General features: G+C 72.8%; 22 protein-coding genes. 9 read left to right on the top strand and 13 right to left on the bottom strand.

The features are described from left to right. Window positions 1–36: 36 nt before the first annotated feature. Both C8E97_RS35140 and C8E97_RS33935 read right to left on the bottom strand, forming a co-directional pair. Window positions 37–198 (bottom strand): hypothetical protein, encoded by a 162-nt coding sequence (locus C8E97_RS35140; RefSeq protein ID WP_211346896.1) that lies wholly within the window; start codon window positions 196–198, stop codon window positions 37–39. 261 nt (window positions 199–459) lie between these two features. Beyond that, on the bottom strand, window positions 460–726 hold the full coding sequence (locus C8E97_RS33935) for a hypothetical protein (RefSeq protein WP_147454981.1): 267 nt from the start codon (window positions 724–726) through the stop codon (window positions 460–462). Window positions 727–1204: 478 nt separating this feature from the next. Here C8E97_RS33935 and C8E97_RS02905 point away from each other — a divergent pair, with 478 nt between their 5' ends. Genes C8E97_RS02905 through C8E97_RS02895 form a run of 3 tightly spaced genes read left to right on the top strand, consistent with a single transcriptional unit; the run spans window position 1205 to window position 4117 of the window. Further along, complete coding sequence (locus C8E97_RS02905; protein ID WP_121001382.1) at window positions 1205–1459, top strand: hypothetical protein; 255 nt, start codon at window positions 1205–1207, stop codon at window positions 1457–1459. A 16-nt stretch (window positions 1460–1475) separates the two neighbouring features. Continuing rightward, the gene (locus tag C8E97_RS02900; RefSeq protein WP_121001380.1) at window positions 1476–2279 is read left to right on the top strand and encodes a class I SAM-dependent methyltransferase; all 804 of its coding nucleotides are present in this window, start codon (window positions 1476–1478) and stop codon (window positions 2277–2279) included. Then, a complete protein-coding gene (locus tag C8E97_RS02895; RefSeq protein ID WP_121001378.1) occupies window positions 2276–4117 on the top strand; it encodes a S9 family peptidase in 1842 nt (613 codons plus the stop codon). Before C8E97_RS02900 ends, C8E97_RS02895 begins: the two co-directional genes overlap by 4 nt. Before the next feature lie 52 nt (window positions 4118–4169). Here C8E97_RS02895 and C8E97_RS02890 read toward each other — a convergent pair whose 3' ends face one another. The 3 genes from C8E97_RS02890 to C8E97_RS02880 form a co-directional block, all read right to left on the bottom strand. Next, window positions 4170–4646 carry a Dps family protein gene (locus C8E97_RS02890; RefSeq protein ID WP_121001376.1) on the bottom strand — a complete coding sequence of 159 codons (477 nt, stop codon included), beginning with the start codon at window positions 4644–4646 and terminating at the stop codon, window positions 4170–4172. 16 nt (window positions 4647–4662) lie between these two features. Beyond that, window positions 4663–5085, bottom strand: coding sequence for an organic hydroperoxide resistance protein (locus tag C8E97_RS02885; protein ID WP_121001374.1), 423 nt, complete (start codon window positions 5083–5085; stop codon window positions 4663–4665). Between the two features lie 129 nt (window positions 5086–5214). After that, a complete protein-coding gene (locus tag C8E97_RS02880) occupies window positions 5215–5775 on the bottom strand; it encodes an NADPH-dependent FMN reductase (protein ID WP_121001372.1) in 561 nt (186 codons plus the stop codon). 80 nt (window positions 5776–5855) lie between these two features. On the opposite strand from C8E97_RS02880, the gene C8E97_RS02875 reads away from it, so the two are divergent. Then, window positions 5856–6923: an alpha/beta hydrolase gene (locus tag C8E97_RS02875; RefSeq protein ID WP_121001370.1), complete on the top strand. Its 1068-nt coding sequence runs from the start codon at window positions 5856–5858 to the stop codon at window positions 6921–6923. Window positions 6924–7027: 104 nt separating this feature from the next. On the opposite strand, the gene C8E97_RS02870 is transcribed toward C8E97_RS02875, so the two are convergent. Next, window positions 7028–8476, bottom strand: a complete 1449-nt coding sequence (locus C8E97_RS02870) for a catalase (RefSeq protein ID WP_121001368.1) — start codon at window positions 8474–8476, stop codon at window positions 7028–7030. Beyond that, on the bottom strand, window positions 8473–8907 hold the full coding sequence (locus tag C8E97_RS02865; protein ID WP_121001366.1) for a Fur family transcriptional regulator: 435 nt from the start codon (window positions 8905–8907) through the stop codon (window positions 8473–8475). The genes C8E97_RS02870 and C8E97_RS02865 overlap by 4 nt, the downstream gene beginning before the upstream one ends. An 85-nt stretch (window positions 8908–8992) precedes the next feature. Between C8E97_RS02865 and C8E97_RS02860 the strand changes: the two genes are divergently transcribed. Next, window positions 8993–10174 carry an MFS transporter gene (locus C8E97_RS02860; protein ID WP_121001364.1) on the top strand — a complete coding sequence of 394 codons (1182 nt, stop codon included), beginning with the start codon at window positions 8993–8995 and terminating at the stop codon, window positions 10172–10174. Here the strand turns inward: C8E97_RS02860 and C8E97_RS02855 are convergent. From C8E97_RS02855 to C8E97_RS02840, 4 genes are all read right to left on the bottom strand, one after another. Next, entirely contained in the window at window positions 10140–10670 is a 531-nt protein-coding gene (locus C8E97_RS02855; protein WP_121001362.1) for a GrpB family protein, read from the bottom strand. The genes C8E97_RS02860 and C8E97_RS02855 overlap by 35 nt on opposite strands. 136 nt (window positions 10671–10806) lie before the next feature. Next, window positions 10807–12240: a gluconokinase gene (locus C8E97_RS02850; protein WP_121001361.1), complete on the bottom strand. Its 1434-nt coding sequence runs from the start codon at window positions 12238–12240 to the stop codon at window positions 10807–10809. A 34-nt stretch (window positions 12241–12274) separates the two neighbouring features. Beyond that, window positions 12275–13336 (bottom strand): aspartate-semialdehyde dehydrogenase, encoded by a 1062-nt coding sequence (locus C8E97_RS02845; RefSeq protein WP_121001359.1) that lies wholly within the window; start codon window positions 13334–13336, stop codon window positions 12275–12277. Continuing rightward, on the bottom strand, window positions 13333–14598 hold the full coding sequence (locus C8E97_RS02840; protein WP_121001357.1) for an aspartate kinase: 1266 nt from the start codon (window positions 14596–14598) through the stop codon (window positions 13333–13335). Before C8E97_RS02840 ends, C8E97_RS02845 begins: the two co-directional genes overlap by 4 nt. Before the next feature lie 114 nt (window positions 14599–14712). Here C8E97_RS02840 and C8E97_RS02835 point away from each other — a divergent pair, with 114 nt between their 5' ends. After that, window positions 14713–15915, top strand: a complete 1203-nt coding sequence (locus C8E97_RS02835) for a hypothetical protein (RefSeq protein ID WP_246018641.1) — start codon at window positions 14713–14715, stop codon at window positions 15913–15915. Beyond that, entirely contained in the window at window positions 15915–16481 is a 567-nt protein-coding gene (locus C8E97_RS02830; protein ID WP_121001353.1) for a nitroreductase family protein, read from the top strand. The genes C8E97_RS02835 and C8E97_RS02830 overlap by 1 nt, the downstream gene beginning before the upstream one ends. Before the next feature lie 178 nt (window positions 16482–16659). On the opposite strand, the gene C8E97_RS02825 is transcribed toward C8E97_RS02830, so the two are convergent. Next, entirely contained in the window at window positions 16660–16959 is a 300-nt protein-coding gene (locus C8E97_RS02825; protein WP_121001351.1) for a hypothetical protein, read from the bottom strand. Between the two features lie 226 nt (window positions 16960–17185). Between C8E97_RS02825 and leuA the strand changes: the two genes are divergently transcribed. Together leuA and C8E97_RS02815 are read left to right on the top strand one after the other, a co-directional pair. Further along, a complete protein-coding gene (leuA, locus tag C8E97_RS02820; RefSeq protein ID WP_121001349.1) occupies window positions 17186–18976 on the top strand; it encodes a 2-isopropylmalate synthase in 1791 nt (596 codons plus the stop codon). A 510-nt stretch (window positions 18977–19486) separates the two neighbouring features. After that, the gene (locus C8E97_RS02815) at window positions 19487–20056 is read left to right on the top strand and encodes a DedA family protein (protein WP_121001347.1); all 570 of its coding nucleotides are present in this window, start codon (window positions 19487–19489) and stop codon (window positions 20054–20056) included. On the opposite strand, the gene C8E97_RS02810 is transcribed toward C8E97_RS02815, so the two are convergent. After that, window positions 20057–20656 (bottom strand): TetR/AcrR family transcriptional regulator, encoded by a 600-nt coding sequence (locus C8E97_RS02810; protein WP_425470653.1) that lies wholly within the window; start codon window positions 20654–20656, stop codon window positions 20057–20059. Window positions 20657–20662 lie beyond the last annotated feature (6 nt).

The raw sequence follows: 20662 nt of genomic DNA, 5'->3' as shown, positions 1-20662 counted from the left end.
ATACCGGGCCTGATTTGCGTTCTGGTCAGCGACCAGTCAGCGCACGGGCTGACACAGGCCGTCATCGTCGTCGTCATCGAGCGCCTTCAAGATCCGCTGGTGGTCCAGCGTGCGACGGGTGTAGAGCTGCAACGTGGTCGAGGCGTGCTCGTGCCCGAGGACCCGTTGAGCCATGTTGACCGGCACGCCATCGTCCACGAGTTACGTGGCGTAGGAGTGCCGCAGGTCGTGGAACGTCATCCCGCCCGCCGCGAACTTGGCGACGTGTCGGGACGGCCTGGTCGTGCTTGGCGAACCGTTCGACTTGCTTGACGCCCTGGTCGTCGCTCCAGCGCCCTTCGAAGCCGTCACCGTCCGGCAGGATCTCGCCAAGCAGGCCCGCGCGGACGAGGGATGGCTTCCGCACCCGCGACCTGAACAGCGTCCGGCGCAGCGGTCCGCCCGCTTCGTTGGTGAAGGTCAGCCCGTCGTCGTTGGGCGGGTAGGTCGCCATGTGCTCCCGCAGGATCGGCACCAGCCAGGCAGGGAGCGGGATCTCCCGCCGCTGACCTTGGTCTTCGGGAACGGCTTGTAGGAGGTGTGGCCGCCGACCTCGATGATCGTGCGTACGACCCGGACGACGCGATTGTCCAGGTCGAGCACGTCCAGGCGGTCCGCGATGGTCTCGCCCCAGCGCTGTCCGGTACCGGCGGCCACGGCGACGACGGCCCGGTAGCGGTCCGGCACGGCCGGGAGCGGGTGCCTGCCCGACGCGGGTGCCGGCCAAGTGCGAAACCCGCCGAACCGAAGGAAATCGGAGTAGGCGCGGCTGTGGTCGCAGGGTCACGAAGTGTCTTCCCGCGCGAGCGGAGATCGTCCCCGCTGCCGGCCTTGATCAACGGCGACACCGTCCTCCGTTGCGACGCACCACGCCATCCTCGCGGTCTGCACCGGGACGACCCGCCGACAAGATCGCCGCCATCCCAGCACCGGCCGCCCGGCAACGCACAGCGTTGGCGTGTTCGGTCGCTCGATGGGATGAACTTTGGGCCGTGTGACCGAAGCACGACGTAGCGTGTTGCACGTCTGAGCTTTTGGTTACGTTCCGTTACGCCGATTGAGTGAAAGGTCGTCGGTTCAAGTCACTCAACGTAACGGTCGAGCGGGGCGGCGCGAAGGCAAGGCGAAGGTCGGTCACGGACGCTTCCGCAGAGGGAGAGCCGGCATGAGCATCGCCTCCTCGATCAGGCCCGCCTCCGGGAGCCTGCTCCGCCTCCTCGCCTGGAGCCTGGTCGTGCTCGGCTCGGCGGGCGTCGTCGCCGTCCTCGCCTCGCCCACCGCCGGCCTGGTGGCGGGGGCGGTGCTCGCGCTGCTCGTGGTCGCCGGCGACGCGCTGGCGAAGGCGTCGCGCACGATGGACCGGATCTTCGACGAAGAGCTGGACCAGGGCCGCCGGATCGCCGCCGCCCCGCCCCGGTGACCGGCAGGATCGTGGCATGACCGACGATTCGGCACGCGAAGAACTCCGCAGGGCGATCTACGGCCCACGCGACCTCAGCACCCTCCCCGTCTTCGCCGGCGGCTTCATCAACTTCGGCTACTGGGACGGCATCCCGCTCGACGGCCCGATCACCGTCGAGCAGCGGATCGCCTCGCAGGGAGCCCTGTACGACGTGGCGCTCGACGCGCTGGACGTCACCGGCCGGCGGGTGCTCGAAGTCGGCTGCGGGCGCGGGGTCGGCGTGTCGCGGGTGCTGCGGCGTCAGCCCCGGCTGGTCCGGGGCATCGACCTGGTGCCCGAGCAGGTCGACCGCGCGCGGCGGACCGCGCCGGACGAGCGGGTGGGGTTCTCGGTGGGCTCGGCGTCCGCCATCCCCTTCCCGGACGGCTCCTTCGACCGCCTGCTGTCGGTCGAGGCCGCGCAGCACTTCGAGGACCTGACCGGGTTCGCGCGGGAGGCCGCGCGGGTGCTCGCGCCGGCCGGCCGGCTCGTCGTCACGACGTTCTTCGCCGGGCGCGACGACGCCGGGCCGGAGTTGGCCGGCCTGCTGGAGACGTTCGCGTCCGGGCTCGACCTGGCGCACCCCGTCGACCGGTTCACCGACGACCTGCGGGCCGCGGGGCTCGCCGACGTGCGCGCGGACCGCATCGGCTCGCACGTGTGGCCCGGCCTCGACCGCTGGGTTGCGCTCGGCGAGGACCCCGACGGCTGGGGCCGCAACTGGCTGGTGGCGGTCGACCGCGGACTGCTGGACTACTACCTGGTCACCGCCCGGAAGCCGGCAGGATCGACGTCGTGACGACGCACCCGACCGCCGAAGTCCCCGACCCGCTGTTCGACGACGCCGACGCCGACGCCCGCTGGCGCGCCCGGTTCACCGCGCCGAGGGTCAGCCTGCCCGGCTGGGCGGACGACGCACCGCACCGGAGCCTCTACCTGTCGAACGCGAGCGGCGTCTGGGAGGTCTACGCCTGGGACCGCGGCACCGACACCCACCGCCAGGTCACCGACCGCCCGAACGGCACGTCCCACGCGGCGCTGAGCCCCGACGGCCGGACGATCTGGTGGTTCGCCGACAACGACGGCGACGAGTTCGGCGTCTGGGTCAGCGAGCCGTTCGAGCCGGGCGGTGGCGCCGCCGCGCCCGCCGTCGAGGGCGTGCCCGCCGGGTACCCGGCGGGGCTGGAGATCGGCCACCGGGTCGTCTCCGTCGGCACCTCGACCGACGATGGCACCACGATCCACGTGTCCCGCGACGGCGCACCGGCCGAGGTGATCTACGCCCACGCCAACGACGGCGGCGTGAGCGCGCTGTCCAAGGACGAGACCCTGCTGGCGCTGGCGCACTCCGAGCACGGCGACAACCGCCACGCGGCGCTGCGCGTCGTCACCCCGGACGGCACGAAGGTCGCCGAGAAGTGGGACGGGCCGGGCAAGGGCCTGGACGCGATCGCGTTCAGCCCGGTGCGCGGCGACAACCGCCTGCTGGTGCTGCACGAGCGGCGCGGCCGGGAGGAGCTGCTGATCTGGGACGTCGAGGCCGACACCGAGACCGAGATCACCGTCGACCTGCCCGGCGAGATCAGCGCCGACTGGTACGAGGACGCGACGGCGCTGCTCGTGGTGCACACGTTCGAGGCCCGGAACACCCTGCACCGCTACGACCTGGCGACCGGCGCGCTGACCGCCCTGGACACCCCGCGCGGGACGGTCGGCTCGGCGAACGTCCGCCCGGACGGCGCCGTCGAGTACTCGTGGTCCTCGGCCGCGCGGCCCGGCGTCGTGCGGGTGCTCGACGTGGACGGCGACGAGCGGGTGCTGCTGGCGCCCAGCGGCCACGAGGCCCCGCCGTCGGCCGAGCTGCGGGACGTGTTCGTCGGTGACGTGCACGCCCTGGTCGCCCGCCCGGACGGCGCGCCCGAGGGTCCGCTGCCCACGGTGTTCAGCCTGCACGGCGGCCCGCACTCGGCGGACGAGGACCGGTTCTCCGCCTACCGCGCGGTGTGGTTGGACGCCGGGTTCGCCGTGGTGCACGTGAACTACCGGGGCTCCACCGGCTACGGCTCGCGGTGGCGGGACGCCATCGAGGGTCGGCCGGGCCTGACCGAGCTGGAGGACGTGGCCGCCGTGCACGACTGGGCGGTCGAGTCCGGGTTCGCCGACCCGGCGCGGTGCGTCGTCAACGGCGCGTCCTGGGGCGGGTACCTGTCGCTGCTGGCGCTCGGCACCCAGCCGGAGCGGTGGGCGGCGGGCGTGGCGGGCGTGCCGGTCGCGGACTACCTGGCCGCCTACGAGGACGAGATGGAGCCGCTGCGGGCGTTCGACCGGGCGCTGTTCGGCGGGTCGCCGGAGGAGGTGCCGGACCGGTACCGGGAGTGCTCGCCGCTGACCTACGTGGACGCGGTGCGCGCGCCCGTGCTCGTGCTGGCCGGGGAGAACGACCCGCGCTGCCCGATCCGGCAGATCGACAACTACCTGGAGCGGCTCGCCGCGCGCGGCGCGGCGTACGAGGTGTACCGGTACGACGCGGGGCACGGTTCGCTGGTGGTGGCGGAGACCATCCGGCAGACGGCGGCGGAGGTCGCGTTCGTGCGGCGGGTGCTCCGGTCCGACGCCCCGGCGGCCACCACCACCTGACACCCGACCGGCCGGCGCGCGGGCGTTCCCACCCGCGCGCCGGCCGGTGGCGTCACGCCTGCTGGGCCTGCCACATCCAGTGGGCCTGCTCGAGCTGCTTGGTGATCTCGATCAGCAGGTCCTGGGTGACCAGGTCGGACTTGTCGGTCTCGTCGATGCGGTCCCGCAACCGCTCGATGAGCTTGGCGAGGGCGGCGACCACGGCGGTCACCACGTCCTCCTCCTTGAGCCAGTTGTCCGGGAACTCCGGCACCCCCGACGACTCGGCCACGGTCTTCGCCTTGCCGTTCGGCGAGATGCCCAGCGCGGAGGCCCGCTCGGCCACCTCGTCGGTGTAGGTGCGCGCCGTCGTCACCAGTTCGTCGAGCTGGAGGTGGACGCTGCGGAAGTTCTTGCCCACCACGTTCCAGTGCGCCTGCTTGGCGGCCAGCGACAGGTCGATCAGGTCGACCAGCGTGGCCTGGAGCACGGTGGCGACGGACGCCTTGTCCGAGTCGGACAGCGAGCTGGTGATCGGGGACTTGCTCATGCTGCTAGCGCCTCCTTCAGACGGTGGCGGTCAGGGCCACCTCGATGTTGCCGCGCGTGGCGTTGGAGTACGGGCAGATCCGGTCGGCCTCGGCCACCAGGTCGTCCGCCGCGGACTGCTCGACACCGGGGAGGTGCGCGCGCAGGCCGACGGCGAGCCGGTAGCCGCCCGTGCCGTCGGGGCCGAGGTCGACCCTCGCGGTCACCGCCGTCTCCCCCAGCGGCACCTTCGCCCGGCGGGCCGCGACCTTCAGCGCGCTGTGGAAGCACGCCGCGTACCCGGCCGCGAACAGCTGCTCCGGGTTCGTCAGGTCGCCACCGGGGCCGCCCAGCTCCGCCGGCGTGGCCAGCCGCTCGTCCAGCACGCCGTCCGAGGAGCGGACCTCACCGTCGCGACCCTCGCCGACCGCGGTCGCCTCCGCCGTGTAGAGCACCTGCATCAACGATCACCCTTCGAGCCGGTGGTCGAGACCTCCGGCCACCACGGCGCCCGGCCGGAACCGATACCGCGCCGCACCCGGTCGGGTGCGAGCCACGCTTGGCCAAGGCGTACCCGCCCAGTACAGCCGTCAACCCGCTTGTGACGCGGCGAACTCCGCCACCTGTCGCCCGATCGTGCGGAGATTGACCGCGACCGAGTGGTCCGAGCAGCCCCCGTCGAGGTCGAAGTCCACCTCGCCGGAGTTGATCGCCGCGCCCAGCGGGGTGGGCCAGCCGCGCAGGGCGTGCACGATGGACCGGAGCGCGTTGAGGGTCGTCACGGACGCCTGCCAGCCCCGCGCGGTGGCGACGCAGCCGACGGCCCGGCCGTCGAGGTACGGGCGCTCGTCGGCGCGCAGGTCCTCGACGTAGTCCAGGGCGTTCTTGACCAGGCCGGACACCGTGCCGTGGTAGCCGGGCGAGACGAGCACGACGCCGTCCGCCGAGCGCAGCACCTCGACCAGGCGGCGGGCGTTCGCCGGGCGGTCGGTCACCGCCGGGTCGTAGAACGGCAGGACCAGCTCGGGTCCGGGCACCTCCAGGACCTTCGCGCCCGCGTCCTCCGCGCCCGCCAGCACGAGCCGCATCGCCCGCTCGGACTGGGAGTTCGGACGCAGCGAACCGCCGATGCCCACCACCGTGACCGTCATGGCACCCGATCCTGCCACCTCCACCTAGCTGGAGGTCCATGCCCCTGCAGCAGGAATTACCCGCGAGTAACGTGCATCCCATGTCACCGCTCGCCGAGTTGCTCCCTCCCGGCGTACTCGCCGGGCTCCTGCGCTTCGCGTTCGGCCTGCCCGCTCCGCTGCGGAGGCTGGTCATCGGCAGGCCGATCGTCCTGGACGGCCAGCGCCTGCACCCCGAGGCCCAGTTGCTGCTCCGGCTCCAGCAGCTCGCCGGCGAGGGCGGGCGGACCACCACGCCCGCGGCCGACCGCACCGCGATGGCCCGGAGCACCGCGCTCGTCGCCGGACCCGCCATCGGGGGGCTGGCGGTCCGGGCGGTGACGATGGACGGCGTCCGCGGTCGGCTCTACGTGCCGCACGGGCTGGCCGACGGCTCGCCGCTGCTGGTCTTCTACCACGGCGGCGGCTGGGTCAGCGGCGACCTGGACAGCCACGACAACCTGTGCCGGTACCTGGCCGCCGAGGCGGGGGTGCGGGTGCTGTCGGCGGACTACCGGCTCGCGCCCGAGCACCCGTTCCCGGCGGCGACCGACGACGCGCGGACCGCGTTCGAGTGGGCCGCGGCGCACGCCGACGAGCTGGGCGTCGACCCGGCGCGCATCGCGCTCGGCGGCGACAGCGCGGGCGGCAACCTGGCGGCCGTGACGGCGCTGCACGCGGGCCCGGTGAAACCGGTGTTCCTGCTGCTGTTCTACCCGGCGGTGGACGCCACCGCGCGGCGGCGGTCGCGTGAGCTGTTCGGCAACGGCTTCTTCCTCACCGACCGGCAGATGGACTGGTTCATCGACCACTACGCGCCGTCCCTCGACTCGCACGCCGACCCGAGGCTGTCCGTGCTGCTGGCGGAGGACCTGAGCGGCCTGCCGCCGACCTACCTGGCGACCGCCGGGTTCGACCCGCTGCGCGACGAGGGCGAGGCGTTCGCCGACAAGCTCGCGGCGCAGGGCGTGCCGGTGGTGCTGCGGCGGCACGCGGGGCTGTTCCACGGGTACGCGAACATCCTCGGCGTGGGCGGTGTGTTCCGGGAGGCCGTGGCGGAGGCCGTCGGCGCGCTGCGGACCGGGTTGGCGCTGGCGAACGCGCGGCAGGACATCGCCGAGACCGGCTGATCGCGCGCCCCGCGCCACCGGAGAACACCCGCGTACGTGCGAAGGGGAGGGACCGCGGGTGCGGTCCCTCCCCTCGCGCTACCACCCGGTCGACGGGCGACGGGTCACTTGCCGAAGGCGGCGGCGATCTTGTCGCCGGTCTCCTTGTCGATGTTGCGCCAGTACTCGAACACGCGCTCCAGCACCGGCGCCGAGACGCCGTTGCTCGCGTGCGCGACCACGTTCTTCACCAGCCGCTCGCGCTGGGCGTCGTCGAAGACCTCGCGGACCAGCGTGCCTGCCTGGCCGAAGTCGTCGTCCTCCGCGTGCAGCTTGTACGCCGAGCGCACGACCTCGTCCTCGACGCCGTACGCGGACACGGTCTCGCCGGCCACCGCGGCGGACGCGTGCGGGCCGCCGTAGGAGTTCGGCGCGTACACCGGGTCGGTGGCGTTGTTGAAGCGCATCGCCCCGTCCTTGGAGTACGAGTTCACCGGGGACTTCGGGCGGTTGACCGGCAGCTCGTTGTAGTTCGCGCCGATGCGGTACCGGTGGGCGTCCGGGTAGGAGAAGATGCGGCCGATCAGCATCTTGTCCGGGGACGTGCCGATGCCCGGCACCAGGTTGGTCGGCTCGAACGCGGCCTGCTCGATCTCCGCGAAGTAGTCCGACGGGTTGCGGTCGAGGACCAGCTTGCCGACGGTGATCAGCGGGTAGTCGGCGTGCGGCCACACCTTGGTCAGGTCGAACGGGTTGAAGCGGTAGTCCGCCGCGTCCGCGTACGGCATGACCTGCACCTTCAGCGTCCACGACGGGAACTCGCCCCGCTCGATGGCGTGCCACAGGTCGGCGCGGTGCGCGTCGGCGTCCTCGCCGGCGATGCGCGCGGCCTCCTCCGAGGTCAGGTTCTCGATGCCCTGGTCGGTCTTGAAGTGGTACTTGACCCAGAACTTCTCGCCGGCCGCGTTCTCCCACAGGTAGGTGTGCGAGCCGTAGCCGTTCTGGTGCCGCCAGGTCTTCGGGATGCCCCGGTCGCCCATCAGCCACGTGACCTGGTGCGCGGTCTGCGGCTGGAGGGTCCAGAAGTCCCACTGCATGTCGTGGTCGCGGCGGCCGGTGTCGGCGCGGCGCTTCTGCGAGCGGATGAAGTCCGGGAACTTCATCGGGTCGCGCAGGAAGAACACCGGCGTGTTGTTGCCGACGATGTCGTAGTTGCCCTGCGTCGTGTAGAACTTCACGGCGAAACCGCGCGGGTCGCGCCAGGTGTCGGGCGAGCCCAGCTCGCCGGCCACGGTCGAGAAGCGCAGCAGCGTCTCGGTCTTGACGCCCGGCTGGAACAGCGCGGCCTTGGTGTAGCGGCTGACGTCCTCGGTGGTCTCGAAGTACCCGAAGGCGCCGCCACCCTTGGCGTGGACGACCCGCTCGGGCACGCGCTCGCGGTTGAACTGCGCGTTCTTCTCGATCAGGTAGTGGTCCTGGAGCAGGATCGGCCCGTTGGCGCCCAGGGTCAGCGAGTGGTCGTCGCTCGCGACCGGGATGCCTGCGTTGTTGGTGGTGTGACGCGCTTCGGTCACGCTGGTTGCTCCTTCTCGGGGGTGCGGCAGTCGGGGCACAGACCCCAGAACAGGACCTCGGCCTCGTCCACGGTGAAGCCGACGGTGTCGGAGGGTTCCAGGCAGGGCGCCGAGCCGTGGACGCAGTCCACGTCCTCCGTCCGCCCGCAGCGCCGGCACACGAGGTGGTGGTGGTTGTCGCCGGTCCGCCGCTCGTAGCGCGCCGGGTGGCCGGCGGGCTCGATGCGGCGCAACAACCCGGTGCGCGAGCACGCGTTGAGCACGTCGTAGACGGCCTGCGTGGACACCGCGCCCAACCTGGCCCGCACGCCCTCGGCGACCTGGTCGGCCGTCGAGTGCGGGTGCCCGCCGAGCCACTCGAGCACCGCGAGACGGGGCGCGGTGATCCGCAGCCCGGCGTCCTTGAGCAGCTCACGTGGTCCTGGGGTCATGGCCCCACTACTACACCACCTTTTCTGGAACAGGTCAAGAAAACGATTGGTTAAACCTCTTGCCGGATCGAGTGAAGATGGGCTGGTGAACCTCGCCCCCTACCTCGCGGTCCTGCGCACCCCGCGCGTCCCGTCCCTGATGCTGCTGATGCTGTTCGCCCGGGTGCCGGCGACCGCGGCGGGCATGACGATCACCATGCACGTGCTGCTCGCCCTGGAGCGCGGCTACGGCGCGGCCGGCCTGGTCGGCGCCACCGTCACGGTCGGCATCGCGGTCGGCGCGCCGCTGATGGGCAGCCTGACCGACCGGCGCGGGCTGCGCACGATGCTCCTGGTCTCCCTCGTGTCGCAGGGCCTGTTCTGGTTCGTCGCGCCGTCGCTGAGCTACCCCGTGCTGCTGGTCACGTGCTTCCTGTCCGGCGTCGTCGTCATGCCGGTCATGCAGATCGGCCGCCAGGTGATCACCGCGCTGGTCGGCGAGTCGGGCCGGCGCACGGCGCTGGCGATGGACTCGATGGCGGTCGAGGTCGCGTTCATGGCCGGGCCGGCGCTCGGCGTGTTCCTGACCACGCAGTGGAGCAGCCGGGTCGCGATGTGGTCCGTCGGCGCGAGCATGGTGCTGTTCGGGCTGGTCCTGTACGTGGTGGACCCGCCGGTGCGGGAGGAGGCCGCCCTCGGCGCACCCGTGCCGCGCTCGGAGTGGCTCACCGGGCGGCTGCTGGGCGTGCTGGTCAACGCGGGCGGCGCGACGTTCGTGCTGTCCGGCGTCGAGGTGGCGGTCGTCGCGAACATGCGCGGGCTGGGGCTGACCGACTGGACGGGCGCGCTGATCGCCGTCATGTGCGTGGCGTCCCTGGTCGGCGGGTTCGTGTACGGCGGGACGCACCGCGTGCCGCCGCTGTGGGCGCTGATGGGCGTGATGGGGCTGCTGGCCGTGCCGATCGGGCTGTTCGGGTCGTCGCCCTGGGCGCTGGCGCTGGCCCTGGTGCCGACGAACTTCCTCTGCGCGCCGACGATCGCCGCGACGGGCGAGGCCATCACGCGGATGACGCCGGTGTCGGCGCGCGGCGAGGCGATGGGGTTGCAGGGCTCGGCGTTCACGCTGGGCGCGGCGCTCGGCTCGCCGCTGACCGGGTTCGTGATCGACCACTCGTCGCCCGCCTGGGGCTTCTTCGTCGGCGGCGCGGGCGCGGTGGTGATCGCGGCCGGGTCGATGCTGCTCAGCGCCACGGTCAGGAGGGGCGAGCCCGCAGCGCTGTCGCGATGAACCCCGCCTTGGCCGCGGTGTACGCCTCGCGGTCGTGCCCCAGCCGGTCCGACAGGGAGACCTTCAACGCCTGGTAGCGGTCGCGGAGGCCGGCGTCGGCGCGCAGGGCGTCGCGGAACGCGAGCTGGTCGCGCCACCGCCGGTGCCCGGCGGGCACCACGTGCAGGTGGGCGACGCGCCGCAGCCCGGCGTCGTCGGGGCGGACGAAGAACCGCCGCCAGTCCTGGCGGTCCAGCTCCGGCGGGACGTGGGCCCAGCCGTCGGCCACCAGCGCGCCGACCACCGCGGCCGGGTCGGCGACCGACGCCATCAGGTCCACGACCGGCTTGGCCGCCAGGCCGGGCACCGCCGTCGAGCCGATGTGCTCGACGCCGTCGACCAGCCAGGGTGCCAGCACCTCGGTGAGCCGGGCGCGCTCGGACTCTGCCCTGGCCGCCCAGCGGGGGTCGTGGGGGCGCACCTCGACCGGCTCGTGCGCCCACGCGGGATCGGTCATGGCGCGGACGCTATCGGGACCGTGCGCGCCGCTGCGCGCAGTTTCAGGGTGTGGACGGGCGGTCGACGGGCGCGGTCGGCGCGCTGTTGTCACGCGCGGTCGGCGCGCTGTTGACGTGCGCGGCGACGGCCGTCGCTCACGCGTGGTCCAGGTCGTGCAGCGCCTGGTGGAGCCGCTCCACGGCGGGCCTGCGCGCGGCGTAGAGGCGCCGGGCGTCGGCGTCCGGCCGGATGGTCCTCGTGGGCTCGACCAGCGACGCGGCGACGGTCAGGTCCGGCAGCTCGCCCAGCGCGTGCCAGCCGAGCAGGCCCGCGCCCACGCCCGAGCCCTCGCTGTCCTCGGCCAGCTCCAGCTCCAGCCCCAGCGCGGAGGCCAGGACGGTCGCCCACAGGTCGCTGCGGAACGCGCCACCGGTCACCCGGACCGCGTGCACGTCGGCCACCGACCGCACGGCGTCCAGCACGAGCGCCAGCTGCTGGGCCACGCCCTCCACCAGGGCCCTGGCGATCTCGGCCCGACCGTGCTCGCGGCGCAGCCCGACCAGCGCCGACCGCGCGTCCGGGCGCCACCACGGAGCGCGCTCGCCGAGCAGGTAGGGCAGCGCCGTGATGCCCGCCGCGCCCGCCGGCACGCGGGCGGCCTCGGTCAGCAGCGTCGCCACGTCGGTCCCGAACGCGTCGGCCGCCCACTGCGCGACCACGCCGCCGTTGCTGACGGCCCCGCCGAGCACCCACAGGCCGTCGGCCAACGCGTAGCAGAAGACGCGGCCACGCTCGTCGACCGCGGGCCGGTCCCGGACCACCCGGAGCGCGCCGCTGGTGCCCAGCGAGACCGCCGCCACGCCCGGCACGACCGCGCCGACGCCCAGGTTCGCCAGGGGGCCGTCACCGCCGCCCAGCACGACCGGCGTGCCGGGCGGCACGCCGGGGATGTCGCACGTCAGCGGGAACGAGTCGGTCGGCGCGTGCAGGACCGGCAGCCGGTCCGCCGTGATGCCGGCGACCGCCAGCGCGCCCCGGTGCCAGGACAGCGAGCCCAGGTCCAGCAGCCCCGAGGCGGACGCGGACGAGTGCTCGGTGGCCAACCGGCCGGTGAGGCGGTGCACCACGAAGTCCTTCATGCCGCACCAGGTGTGCGCGGTGACGCCCCGCGACGTGAACCAGGCCAGCTTCGCCATCGGCGACATGGTGTGGACCGGCGTGCCCGTCGCGCGGTGCAGGGCGATCCCCTCGGGCGTGCCGCGCAGGCGCGCGACCTCGGCGACGGCCCGGTTGTCCGCCCAGCTCACCGACGGGGTCACCGGCTCGCCCTCGGCGTCCAGGCCGAGCAGCGTGTGCATCGCGCCGGTCAGCGCCAGCGCGCGCACCCGGTGGCCCCTGGCCGCCACCTCGCGCAGCGCGGCGAGGGCGGCGGCCCAGACGCGGGCCGGGTCGTGGGTCGCCTCGCCGGGTGGCGTGGTGCGCATCGGGTAGCCGCGCTCCGCCGATGCCACCACGCCCGCGTCCCGGTCGACCGCGATGACCTTGGTCGCCGTCGTGCCGAGGTCCACCGCGAGCACCACGTCCGCCATGCCGGCGAACCTACCGGCGGTCCGGTCGACGGACCTACAGGCGGTTCGCCAGTTCCTCGGCGATCTCGTACGTGTTCAGCGCCGCGCCCTTGCGGAGGTTGTCCCCGCACACGAAGAAGTCCAGCGTGTTCGGGAAGTCCAGCGCCTGGCGCACGCGGCCGACGTAGGTCGGGTCCTCGCCCACCACGTCGGCGGGCGTCGGGAACCGCGCCGCCGACGGGTCGTCCACCAGCACGATGGTCGGCTGCTCGGCGAACACCTTGTGCGCCTGCTCGACCGTCACCTCGCGGGCGAAGGTCGCGTGCACGGCCAGCGAGTGCGTCGTGACCACGGGCACGCGCACGCAGGTCGCGGACACCTTCAGGTCCGGGATGCCGAGGATCTTGCGCGACTCGTTGCGGACCTTCAGCTCCTCGCTGCTCCAGCCCTCGTCCTTGAGCGAACCCGCCCACGGCACCACGTTCAGCGCCAGCGGCGCGGGGAACGGCGAGTCCGAGACCGGCAAGCCGGCGGCCTCCAGCACCTCGCGCACGTCACCCGCGCGGACACCGACCTCCTTGCCCGCCAACGCTTCCAGCTCGCCGTAGAGGCGGTCGATCGCGCTCTGGCCGCCGCCGGACGCCGCCTGGTAGGACGCGACCACCAGCTCGCGCAGCTCGAACTCCCGGTGCAGCGCGCCCAGCGCCGCCATCATGGACAGCGTCGTGCAGTTCGGGTTCGCGATGATCCCCTTGGGGCGCACCGAAATCCGGTCCGCGTTCACCTCCGGCACCACCAGCGGCACCTCGGGGTCCATGCGGAACGCGCCCGAGTTGTCCACCGCGACCGCGCCGCGCGCCGCCGCGATCGGCGCCCACTCGGCGGACACCTCGTCCGGCACGTCGAACATCGCGATGTCGACGCCGTCGAACGCCTCCGGCGACAGCGCGACCACGGTCAGCTCCGCGCCCCGCACGGTGATCTTCTTCCCCGCCGAGCGCGGTGACGCGATCAGCCGGATCTCGCCCCACGGCACGGACTCGCGCCCGTTGATGATGTCGATCATGACGGTGCCCACGGCACCGGTCGCGCCCACCAGGGCCAGCGTCGGGCTCATCGTCCACTCCCCGCGTACACCACGGCCTCTTCGTCCCCGCCCAGCTCGAACGCGTCGTGCAGCGCGCGCACGGCGTCGTCCAGCTGCGTGTCGCGGCAGATCACCGAGATCCGGATCTCGGAGGTCGAGATGATCTCGATGTTCACGCCCGCCGTCGCCAGCGCCTCGCAGAACGTCGCCGTCACGCCGGGGTGCGAGCGCATCCCCGCGCCGATCAGCGACACCTTGCCCACGTGGTCGTCGTAGAGCACCTTCTCGAAGCCGATCTCGCCGCGCGCCTTCTCCAGCGCCGCCACCGCGCGCGGTCCGTCGTCCTTGGACAACGTGAACGTCACGTCGGTCCGGCCGGACACCGCCTGCGACACGTTCTGCACCACCATGTCGATGTCGAGCTCGGCCTCCGCCACGACGCGGAAGATCCGCGCGGCCACGCCGGGGTGGTCGGGCACGGCGGTCACGGTGACCTTGGCCTCCGACCGGTCGTGCGCGACGCCGGTGATCATCGCCTGTTCCACGGGTAGGTCCTCCACTGACCCGGACACGATGGTTCCGGGCTTGTTGCTGAACGAAGATCGGACGTGCACCGGGACGCCGTAGCGGCGGGCGTACTCGACGCAGCGGAGCATGAGCACCTTGGCCCCGCACGCCGCCATCTCGAGCATCTCCTCGTAGGTGATGGTCTCCAGCCGCCTGGCGTTCGGCACGATGCGCGGGTCGGCGGTGAACACGCCGTCCACGTCGGTGTAGATCTCGCACACGTCGGCCTTGAGCGCCGCCGCCAACGCCACCGCGGTGGTGTCGGTGCCGCCCCGGCCGAGGGTGGTGATCTCCTTGCTGTCCTGGCTCACGCCCTGGAAGCCCGCGACGATCGCGATGGCCCCGTCCGACAGCGCGTCCTGGATGCGGCTGGGCGTCACGTCGATGATGCGCGCCTTGCCGTGCACGGACGTGGTGATCACGCCGGCCTGCGAGCCGGTGTAGGAGCGCGCCTGGGCGCCCAGCGAGTGGATCGCCATCGCCAGCAGCGACATCGAGATGCGCTCACCGGACGTGAGCAGCATGTCCATCTCGCGGGCGGGCGGCACCGGGGACACCTGGCGGGCGAGGTCGAGCAGCTCGTCGGTGGTGTCGCCCATCGCCGAGACGGCCACCACGACGTCGTTGCCGGCCTTGCGGGTCGCGACGATGCGCTCGGCCACCCGTTTGATCCGCTCGGCGCTCTCGACCGAGGAACCGCCGTACTTCTGGACGACGAGCGCCACAGACCCTCTCCCTCCGAGCCGATGCCGTGAGCGGGGGAAACCCCAGCTCGGAGGCAGACTACCCGGATCGAGGAGGGGACAGCGGTCACCGTGACGGGCACTACGCTCGTGGTCGTGTCCACCGCGGAGGCCGTGCACCTGGAGCCCGGAGGCGCGCCGCCCGCGGCGCGCGGCCGGTGGGAACGCCTGGTCAGCCACCGGCTGACGCACCTGCTGGCGCCGGCCCTGCTGTACCTGGCGGTGCGCGAGATCGGCCTGTTGGCGCTGCGGCTGATGGCCCACCGGTGGGACAAGGACGTCGGCCGCGCGCTCACGTCGTGGGACGGGCACTGGTTCCTGGGCATCGCCGAGGGCGGCTACCGGAACGTTCCGCCGTGGCTGGTGGACGCGTTCTCCCGGCGCACCGACGAGACGCCGCTGGCGTTCTTCCCCGGTTACCCGGCCCTGGTGCGGTGGCTGGCCGCGCTGCCCGGTGTCGAGCCCGTCGGCGCGGCGTTCGCGGTGAGCCTGTTCAGCGGCGTGTGCTGCGCGTACGCACTGCACCGGATCGGGCGACGGGTGGCGGGCGGCTCGCACCGGGCGGGCCTGGTCCTGGTGGTGCTGTTCGCGGCGTCGCCGATGGCGGTCGTGCTGTCGATGGCGTACTCGGAGGCGACGTTCTGCGCGCTGGCCGCGTGGTCGCTGGTGGGCGTCCTCGAACGGCGGTGGGTCCTGGCGGGCGCCTGCTGCGCGGCGGCCGGCCTGGTGCGGCCCACGGCGGCGGCGCTGGTCCTCGCGGTGGTCGCGGCGGCGGTGGTCGCGATCGCGCGGCGCGAGGGCGGCGCGCGGCCGTGGGTGGGCGGCGCGATCGCGCCGCTCGGCCTGCTCGGCTACCTCGGGTACGTGGCCCTGCGCACCGGCCAGTGGGACGGGTGGTTCGCCGTGCAGCAGCGCGGCTGGGACTCCCGGTTCGACGGCGGCGCGGCGACCTGGCGGTTCGCGCTGGCCGTGCTGGGCGACCCGCGGTCGGTGCTGGAGCTGGCCACCGTGTGGTTCCTGGTCGCGGCGATCGCGCTGGCCGTGCTGTGCGCCCGGCGCGGCGTGGCGTGGCCGCTGGTCGTGTACGGCGTGGGCGTGCTGGTGATGGACCTCGGGTCGAACGGGCTGATGAACTCCAAGGCCCGGCTGCTGGTACCCGCGTTCACGCTGCTCGTGCCCGCGGCGCTGGCGCTCGCGCGGCGGCGGACGGGCACGGCGGTGGCCGTCCTGGCCGGGGTCGTGGCGTTCAGCGCGTGGTTCGGTGCGTACGCCATCACGGCTTGGCAGTATGCGATCTGATGGAAACGCACCCGATCATCGCCCGGCGCTGGAGCCCACGCGCCTTCGACGCCGACGCCACGCTCGACCCGCCGGTCGTCCGGCTGCTGCTGGAGGCCGCCCGGTGGGCGCCCTCGCACGGCAACACGCAACCCGCCCGGTTCATCCTCGGGTACCGCGGCGACGAGACCTTCCGCCGCATCTTCGACACGCTGCAACCCGGCAACCAGTCGTGGGCGTGGCGGGCGTCCGCGCTGCTGGTCGGCGCCCGCGTCACCGCCGACGAGCGCGGCCCGGTGCCGAACACCGAGTACGGGCTGGGGCTGGCCGTGCAGAACCTGGTCCTCCAGGCCGTCGACCTTGGCCTGGTCACCCACCAGATGGGCGGGTTCGACCACGCGGCCCTGGCGGAGGCGTTCGAGATGCCCGCCGAGGCCGTGCCGGTCGTGGTGGTGGCGGTCGGCAAGCTGGGCGACGTCAACGACCTGCCCGAAGACCTCCAAGCCCGCGAACGCCGCCCCCGGCAGCGCAAACCCCTGTCGGAAACGGTCTTCACCGACAAGTGGGGCCGGAGCTGGGGCGAGTAGAGGAGCTGTGTTGAATTCGCCTCGGCGGGCTCGGCCGCCCTGTGGTCGGGTCGTCGCGCCTCGTTTCCCGCCGGTCGAAAAGCGTGATCGGCGGGAAATGAGGTGCGACGACCCGACGCGGCCTCGCGGCGCGGGAACGAGTCGGGGGTGAGGGCTGCGAAATTGGCCGACGAAGGGCTTACCGGGCCACCACGCGGGCCAGCAGGCTGCTCACCACCAGCCAGAACACGGCGGCCAGGCCGTAGTTCACGATGACGTCCAAGTTCGCGTTGCCCAGCTGGAACAGGCCGGGGAAGAACAGCGCCAGCGGCTCGGCGAGCTGCTGGACGAAGAGGAAGAACGCGTTGGCCTGGTTCGCCCCGAAGAGGATCATGAGGATGTAGAGCACCTCGATGAGCGCGAACGCAGCGCCGACGCCACTGATCACTCGGGCGGCGGTGAAGCTGCCGCCGCGGGTTGAGGTTCGCCATCTGGACATGTACCAGGCGTGCCCGCGCCACGGACGAGTGAAACTCGAACGGGTGAAGTTCCACCATCTGGGCGGGCGGTTCCACCCGGCACGATGTTCTGGTTAGGCTGTCCGCGTGGCACGCGCCCTCCTGCTTCGCCGCCGTGACGGGGTCTGATCAGACCGGCCCCCCGTCGCGGGATCGAGCGTTGCCGCCGGTCGTCATCCGAAACGGCCGGCAGGAGCCACCCCAGTCATGACGACCACACCCGACGCGTACACCACCGGCACGAGCCGCATCCGGCCGCCGGCCCGACCGGCACCGGCCGGTCAGCCCGCCTGGAACCCCCAACGCGGCACCTCGATGCCCGTCCACCGCTACCGGCCGTTCCACGAGCTGGTGGAGACCGTGGACGTGCCCGACCGCACGTGGCCGACCAAGCGCATCACGCAGGCACCGCTGTGGTGCGCGGTCGACCTGCGCGACGGCAACCAGGCGCTGATCGACCCCATGTCGCCCGCGCGCAAGCGCAAGATGTTCGACCTGCTCGTCCGCATGGGCTACAAGGAGATCGAGGTCGGCTTCCCGGCCGCCTCGCAGACCGACTTCGACTTCGTCCGCGAGATCATCGAGGACGGCGCGATCCCGCCGGACGTCACCATCCAGGTGCTGACGCAGTGCCGCCCCGAGCTGATCGAGCGCACGTTCGAGGCGCTGCGCGGCGCGGGCAAGGCCATCGTGCACTTCTACAACTCGACGTCGATCCTGCAGCGCCGCGTCGTGTTCAAGTCCGACCGCGAGGGCATCAAGAAGATCGCCACGGACGCGGCGGCGTTCGCGCTGGCCGAGGCCGCGAAGTACCCGGACACCGACTTCCGCTACGAGTACTCCCCCGAGTCGTACACGGGCACCGAGCTGACGTACGCGCTGGAGGTCTGCGACGCGGTGTCCGCGGTCATCGCGCCGACGCCGGACAAGCCGCTGATCATCAACCTGCCGGCGACCGTCGAGATGGCCACCCCGAACGTCTACGCCGACTCGATCGAGTGGATGTCGCGCAACCTGGCCCGCCGCGACTCGATCATCCTGTCGCTGCACCCGCACAACGACCGGGGCACCGGCGTGGCCGCCGCCGAGCTGGGCTACCTGGCCGGCGCGGACCGCATCGAGGGCTGCCTGTTCGGCAACGGCGAGCGCACCGGCAACGTCTGCCTGGTCACGCTGGCCATGAACATGTTCAGCCAGGGCATCGACCCGCAGATCGACTTCTCCGACATCGACGAGATCCGCCGCACCGTCGAGTACTGCAACCAGCTCCCGGTGCCCGAGCGCCACCCGTACGGCGGCGACCTGGTGTTCACCGCGTTCTCGGGCTCCCACCAGGACGCCATCAAGAAGGGCTTCGAGGCCCTGGAGGACGCCGCCAAGGACGCCGGCAGGCACGTGGACGAGTTCCCCTGGGAGGTGCCCTACCTGCCGATCGACCCGAAGGACGTCGGGCGCAACTACGAGGCCGTCATCCGGGTGAACTCGCAGTCCGGCAAGGGCGGCGTGGCGTACCTGATGAAGACCGAGCACCACCTGGACCTGCCGCGCCGGCTCCAGGTCGAGTTCTCGCGGGTCATCCAGGAGGTCACCGACACCCACGGCGGCGAGATCTCGCCGAAGGACATGTGGGACGCGTTCTCGCAGGAGTACCTGGACCGGACGGCGCCGCTGAGGTTGGTGCGGCAGAAGGTGTCCGGCGACGGCGGCGGCCACGAGACGATCAAGGCCGTGCTGGTCGTGGACGGCGAGACGACGGAGGTCACCGGCGGCGGCAACGGCCCGATCGCGGCGTTCGTCGACGCCCTGGCCACCGTCGGCTACGACGTGCGGGTGCTGGACTACTTCGAGCACGCGCTGTCGGCCGGTGACGACGCCCGCGCGGCGGCGTACCTGGAGTGCGCGGTGGGCGACCGCGTCCTGTGGGGCGTGGGCATCGACTCCTCGACGGTGTCGGCGTCGCTGCGGGCGGTGGTCTCGGCGCTGAACCGCTGTGTTTGATTTGCCCTCCTCCGTCGGGCGGCTCGGCCGCCTGGAAGTCGGCGGCACACGGGGCGCGTTGCGCCGATCGAAAAGCGTGATCGGCACAACCCGCGCCGTGAACCACCGACGCGGCTGTGTTGGATTTGCCCTCCTCCGTCGGGCGGCTCGGCCGCCTCGAAGTCGGCGGCACACGGGGCGCGTTGCGCCGATCGAAAAGCGTGATCGGCGAAACCCGCGCCGTGAACCACCGACGCGGCCTCGCGGTGTTGGATTTGCCCTCCTCCGTCGGGCGGCTCGGCCGCCGGGAAGTCGGCGGCACACGGGGCGGGTTGCGCCGATCGAAAAGCGTGATCGGCGAAACCCGCGCCGTGAACCACCGACGCGGCCTCGCGGGGGGACCGCGTGTTGGCGGGAGGGAGCGGGAGGGAAGGAGCAGGGCGCGGGTCTGGGTCCTCGTGGGCGTTGCCGCCTGAACCTTCGCTGAAGATGCCGACCGCGTGATCGTCCGGGCGGTAGCGTTGCCTGATCATGACCGCCCTTCTGGTGCTGTTCGTGGTCGCCGCCGTGCCGTTGGCGCCGACGGAGGCCGTGCTGATCGGCTGTGGCGTGCTCGCCGCGACCGGCCGGCTGCCGTTGGCCGCGGTGGTCGCGGTCGCGGCGCTCGGTTGCTTCGTGGCCGACCTGGTCAACTACTCGCTCGGGCGCAGCGCCGGGATGCGGGCGCTGCGCCGGTTCAGCCGCAAGCCCGGATCGCGGGCGGTGGTCCAGTGGACGGCGGCCAAGCTCGCGCTCCGCGGCGAGCCGGTCCTGGTGGCGGTGCGGTGGGTGCCCGGCGGCGGGCTGGTCGGCGCGCTGCTGGCCGGTTCGCTGCGGTGGCCGAGCAGGCGGTTCGCGCCGGTCGCGCTGGTCGGCGCGACGCTGTGGAGCGGGTACACGGCGCTGATCGGCTACTTCGGCGGCCGGGTCGTCGACGACCCGCTGCCGGCCGTCCTCCTGTCGTGGGCGGCGGCGATGCTCATCAGCATCCCGCTGGGGATGGCGGTCCGGGCCGCGCAGCGCCGCACCGTCGACGCCGCCGCGGCGCCCGCCGCCGCCTGATCACGGCCGCCGGGTGGCGCGGTCCAGGGCGTGGCGCACCGCCGTCCGCGCACGCGCGTACGCGTCCGGGTCGTCGTGGAGCACCGAGCGGGCGTTGGCCGTCTCCAGGAACGCGATCAGCTCGAACGCCAGCTGCGCCGGCTCGACCACCAGGCCCGGCACGGCCCGGATGGTCTCCTGCACCAGCTCGTCCCAGCGCCGGCCGCACTCGGCGACGGCGTCGCGCACGCGACCGGGCCGGGCGTCGAACTCGGCCTGCACCGCCGCGAAGAAGCACCCGCCGGGGAACGTGCGCCGCTCGGAGTAGTCCAGCCAGCCGCCGAGCAGCAGCGCCAGCCGGTCCGCGCCCGGCGGCACGGCCAGCGCCGGTTCCACGACCTGCGTCACGAAGATCTTCGTCGCCGCCCGGATGGTGGCGAGCTGTAGCTCCTCCTTCGACCCGAAGTGCGCGAACACGCCGCTCTTGCTGACCTCCAGCTCGGTCGCGAGCCGCCCGATGGACAGGCCCTCCAGCCCCTCCACCGACGCGATGCCGGCCGCCCGCAGCAGGATCTGCCGCCGCGTCTGCTCGCCCCGCTCCACCCGCCCGTCGACCTTCACGGTGTG

Source organism: Saccharothrix australiensis (assembly GCF_003634935.1).
In the GTDB taxonomy this organism is placed as follows: Bacteria; Actinomycetota; Actinomycetes; order Mycobacteriales; family Pseudonocardiaceae; genus Actinosynnema; species Actinosynnema australiense.
The sequence above is the reverse complement of the archived record's forward strand: the minus strand, read 5'-3'. Positions and strand labels throughout refer to the sequence as shown.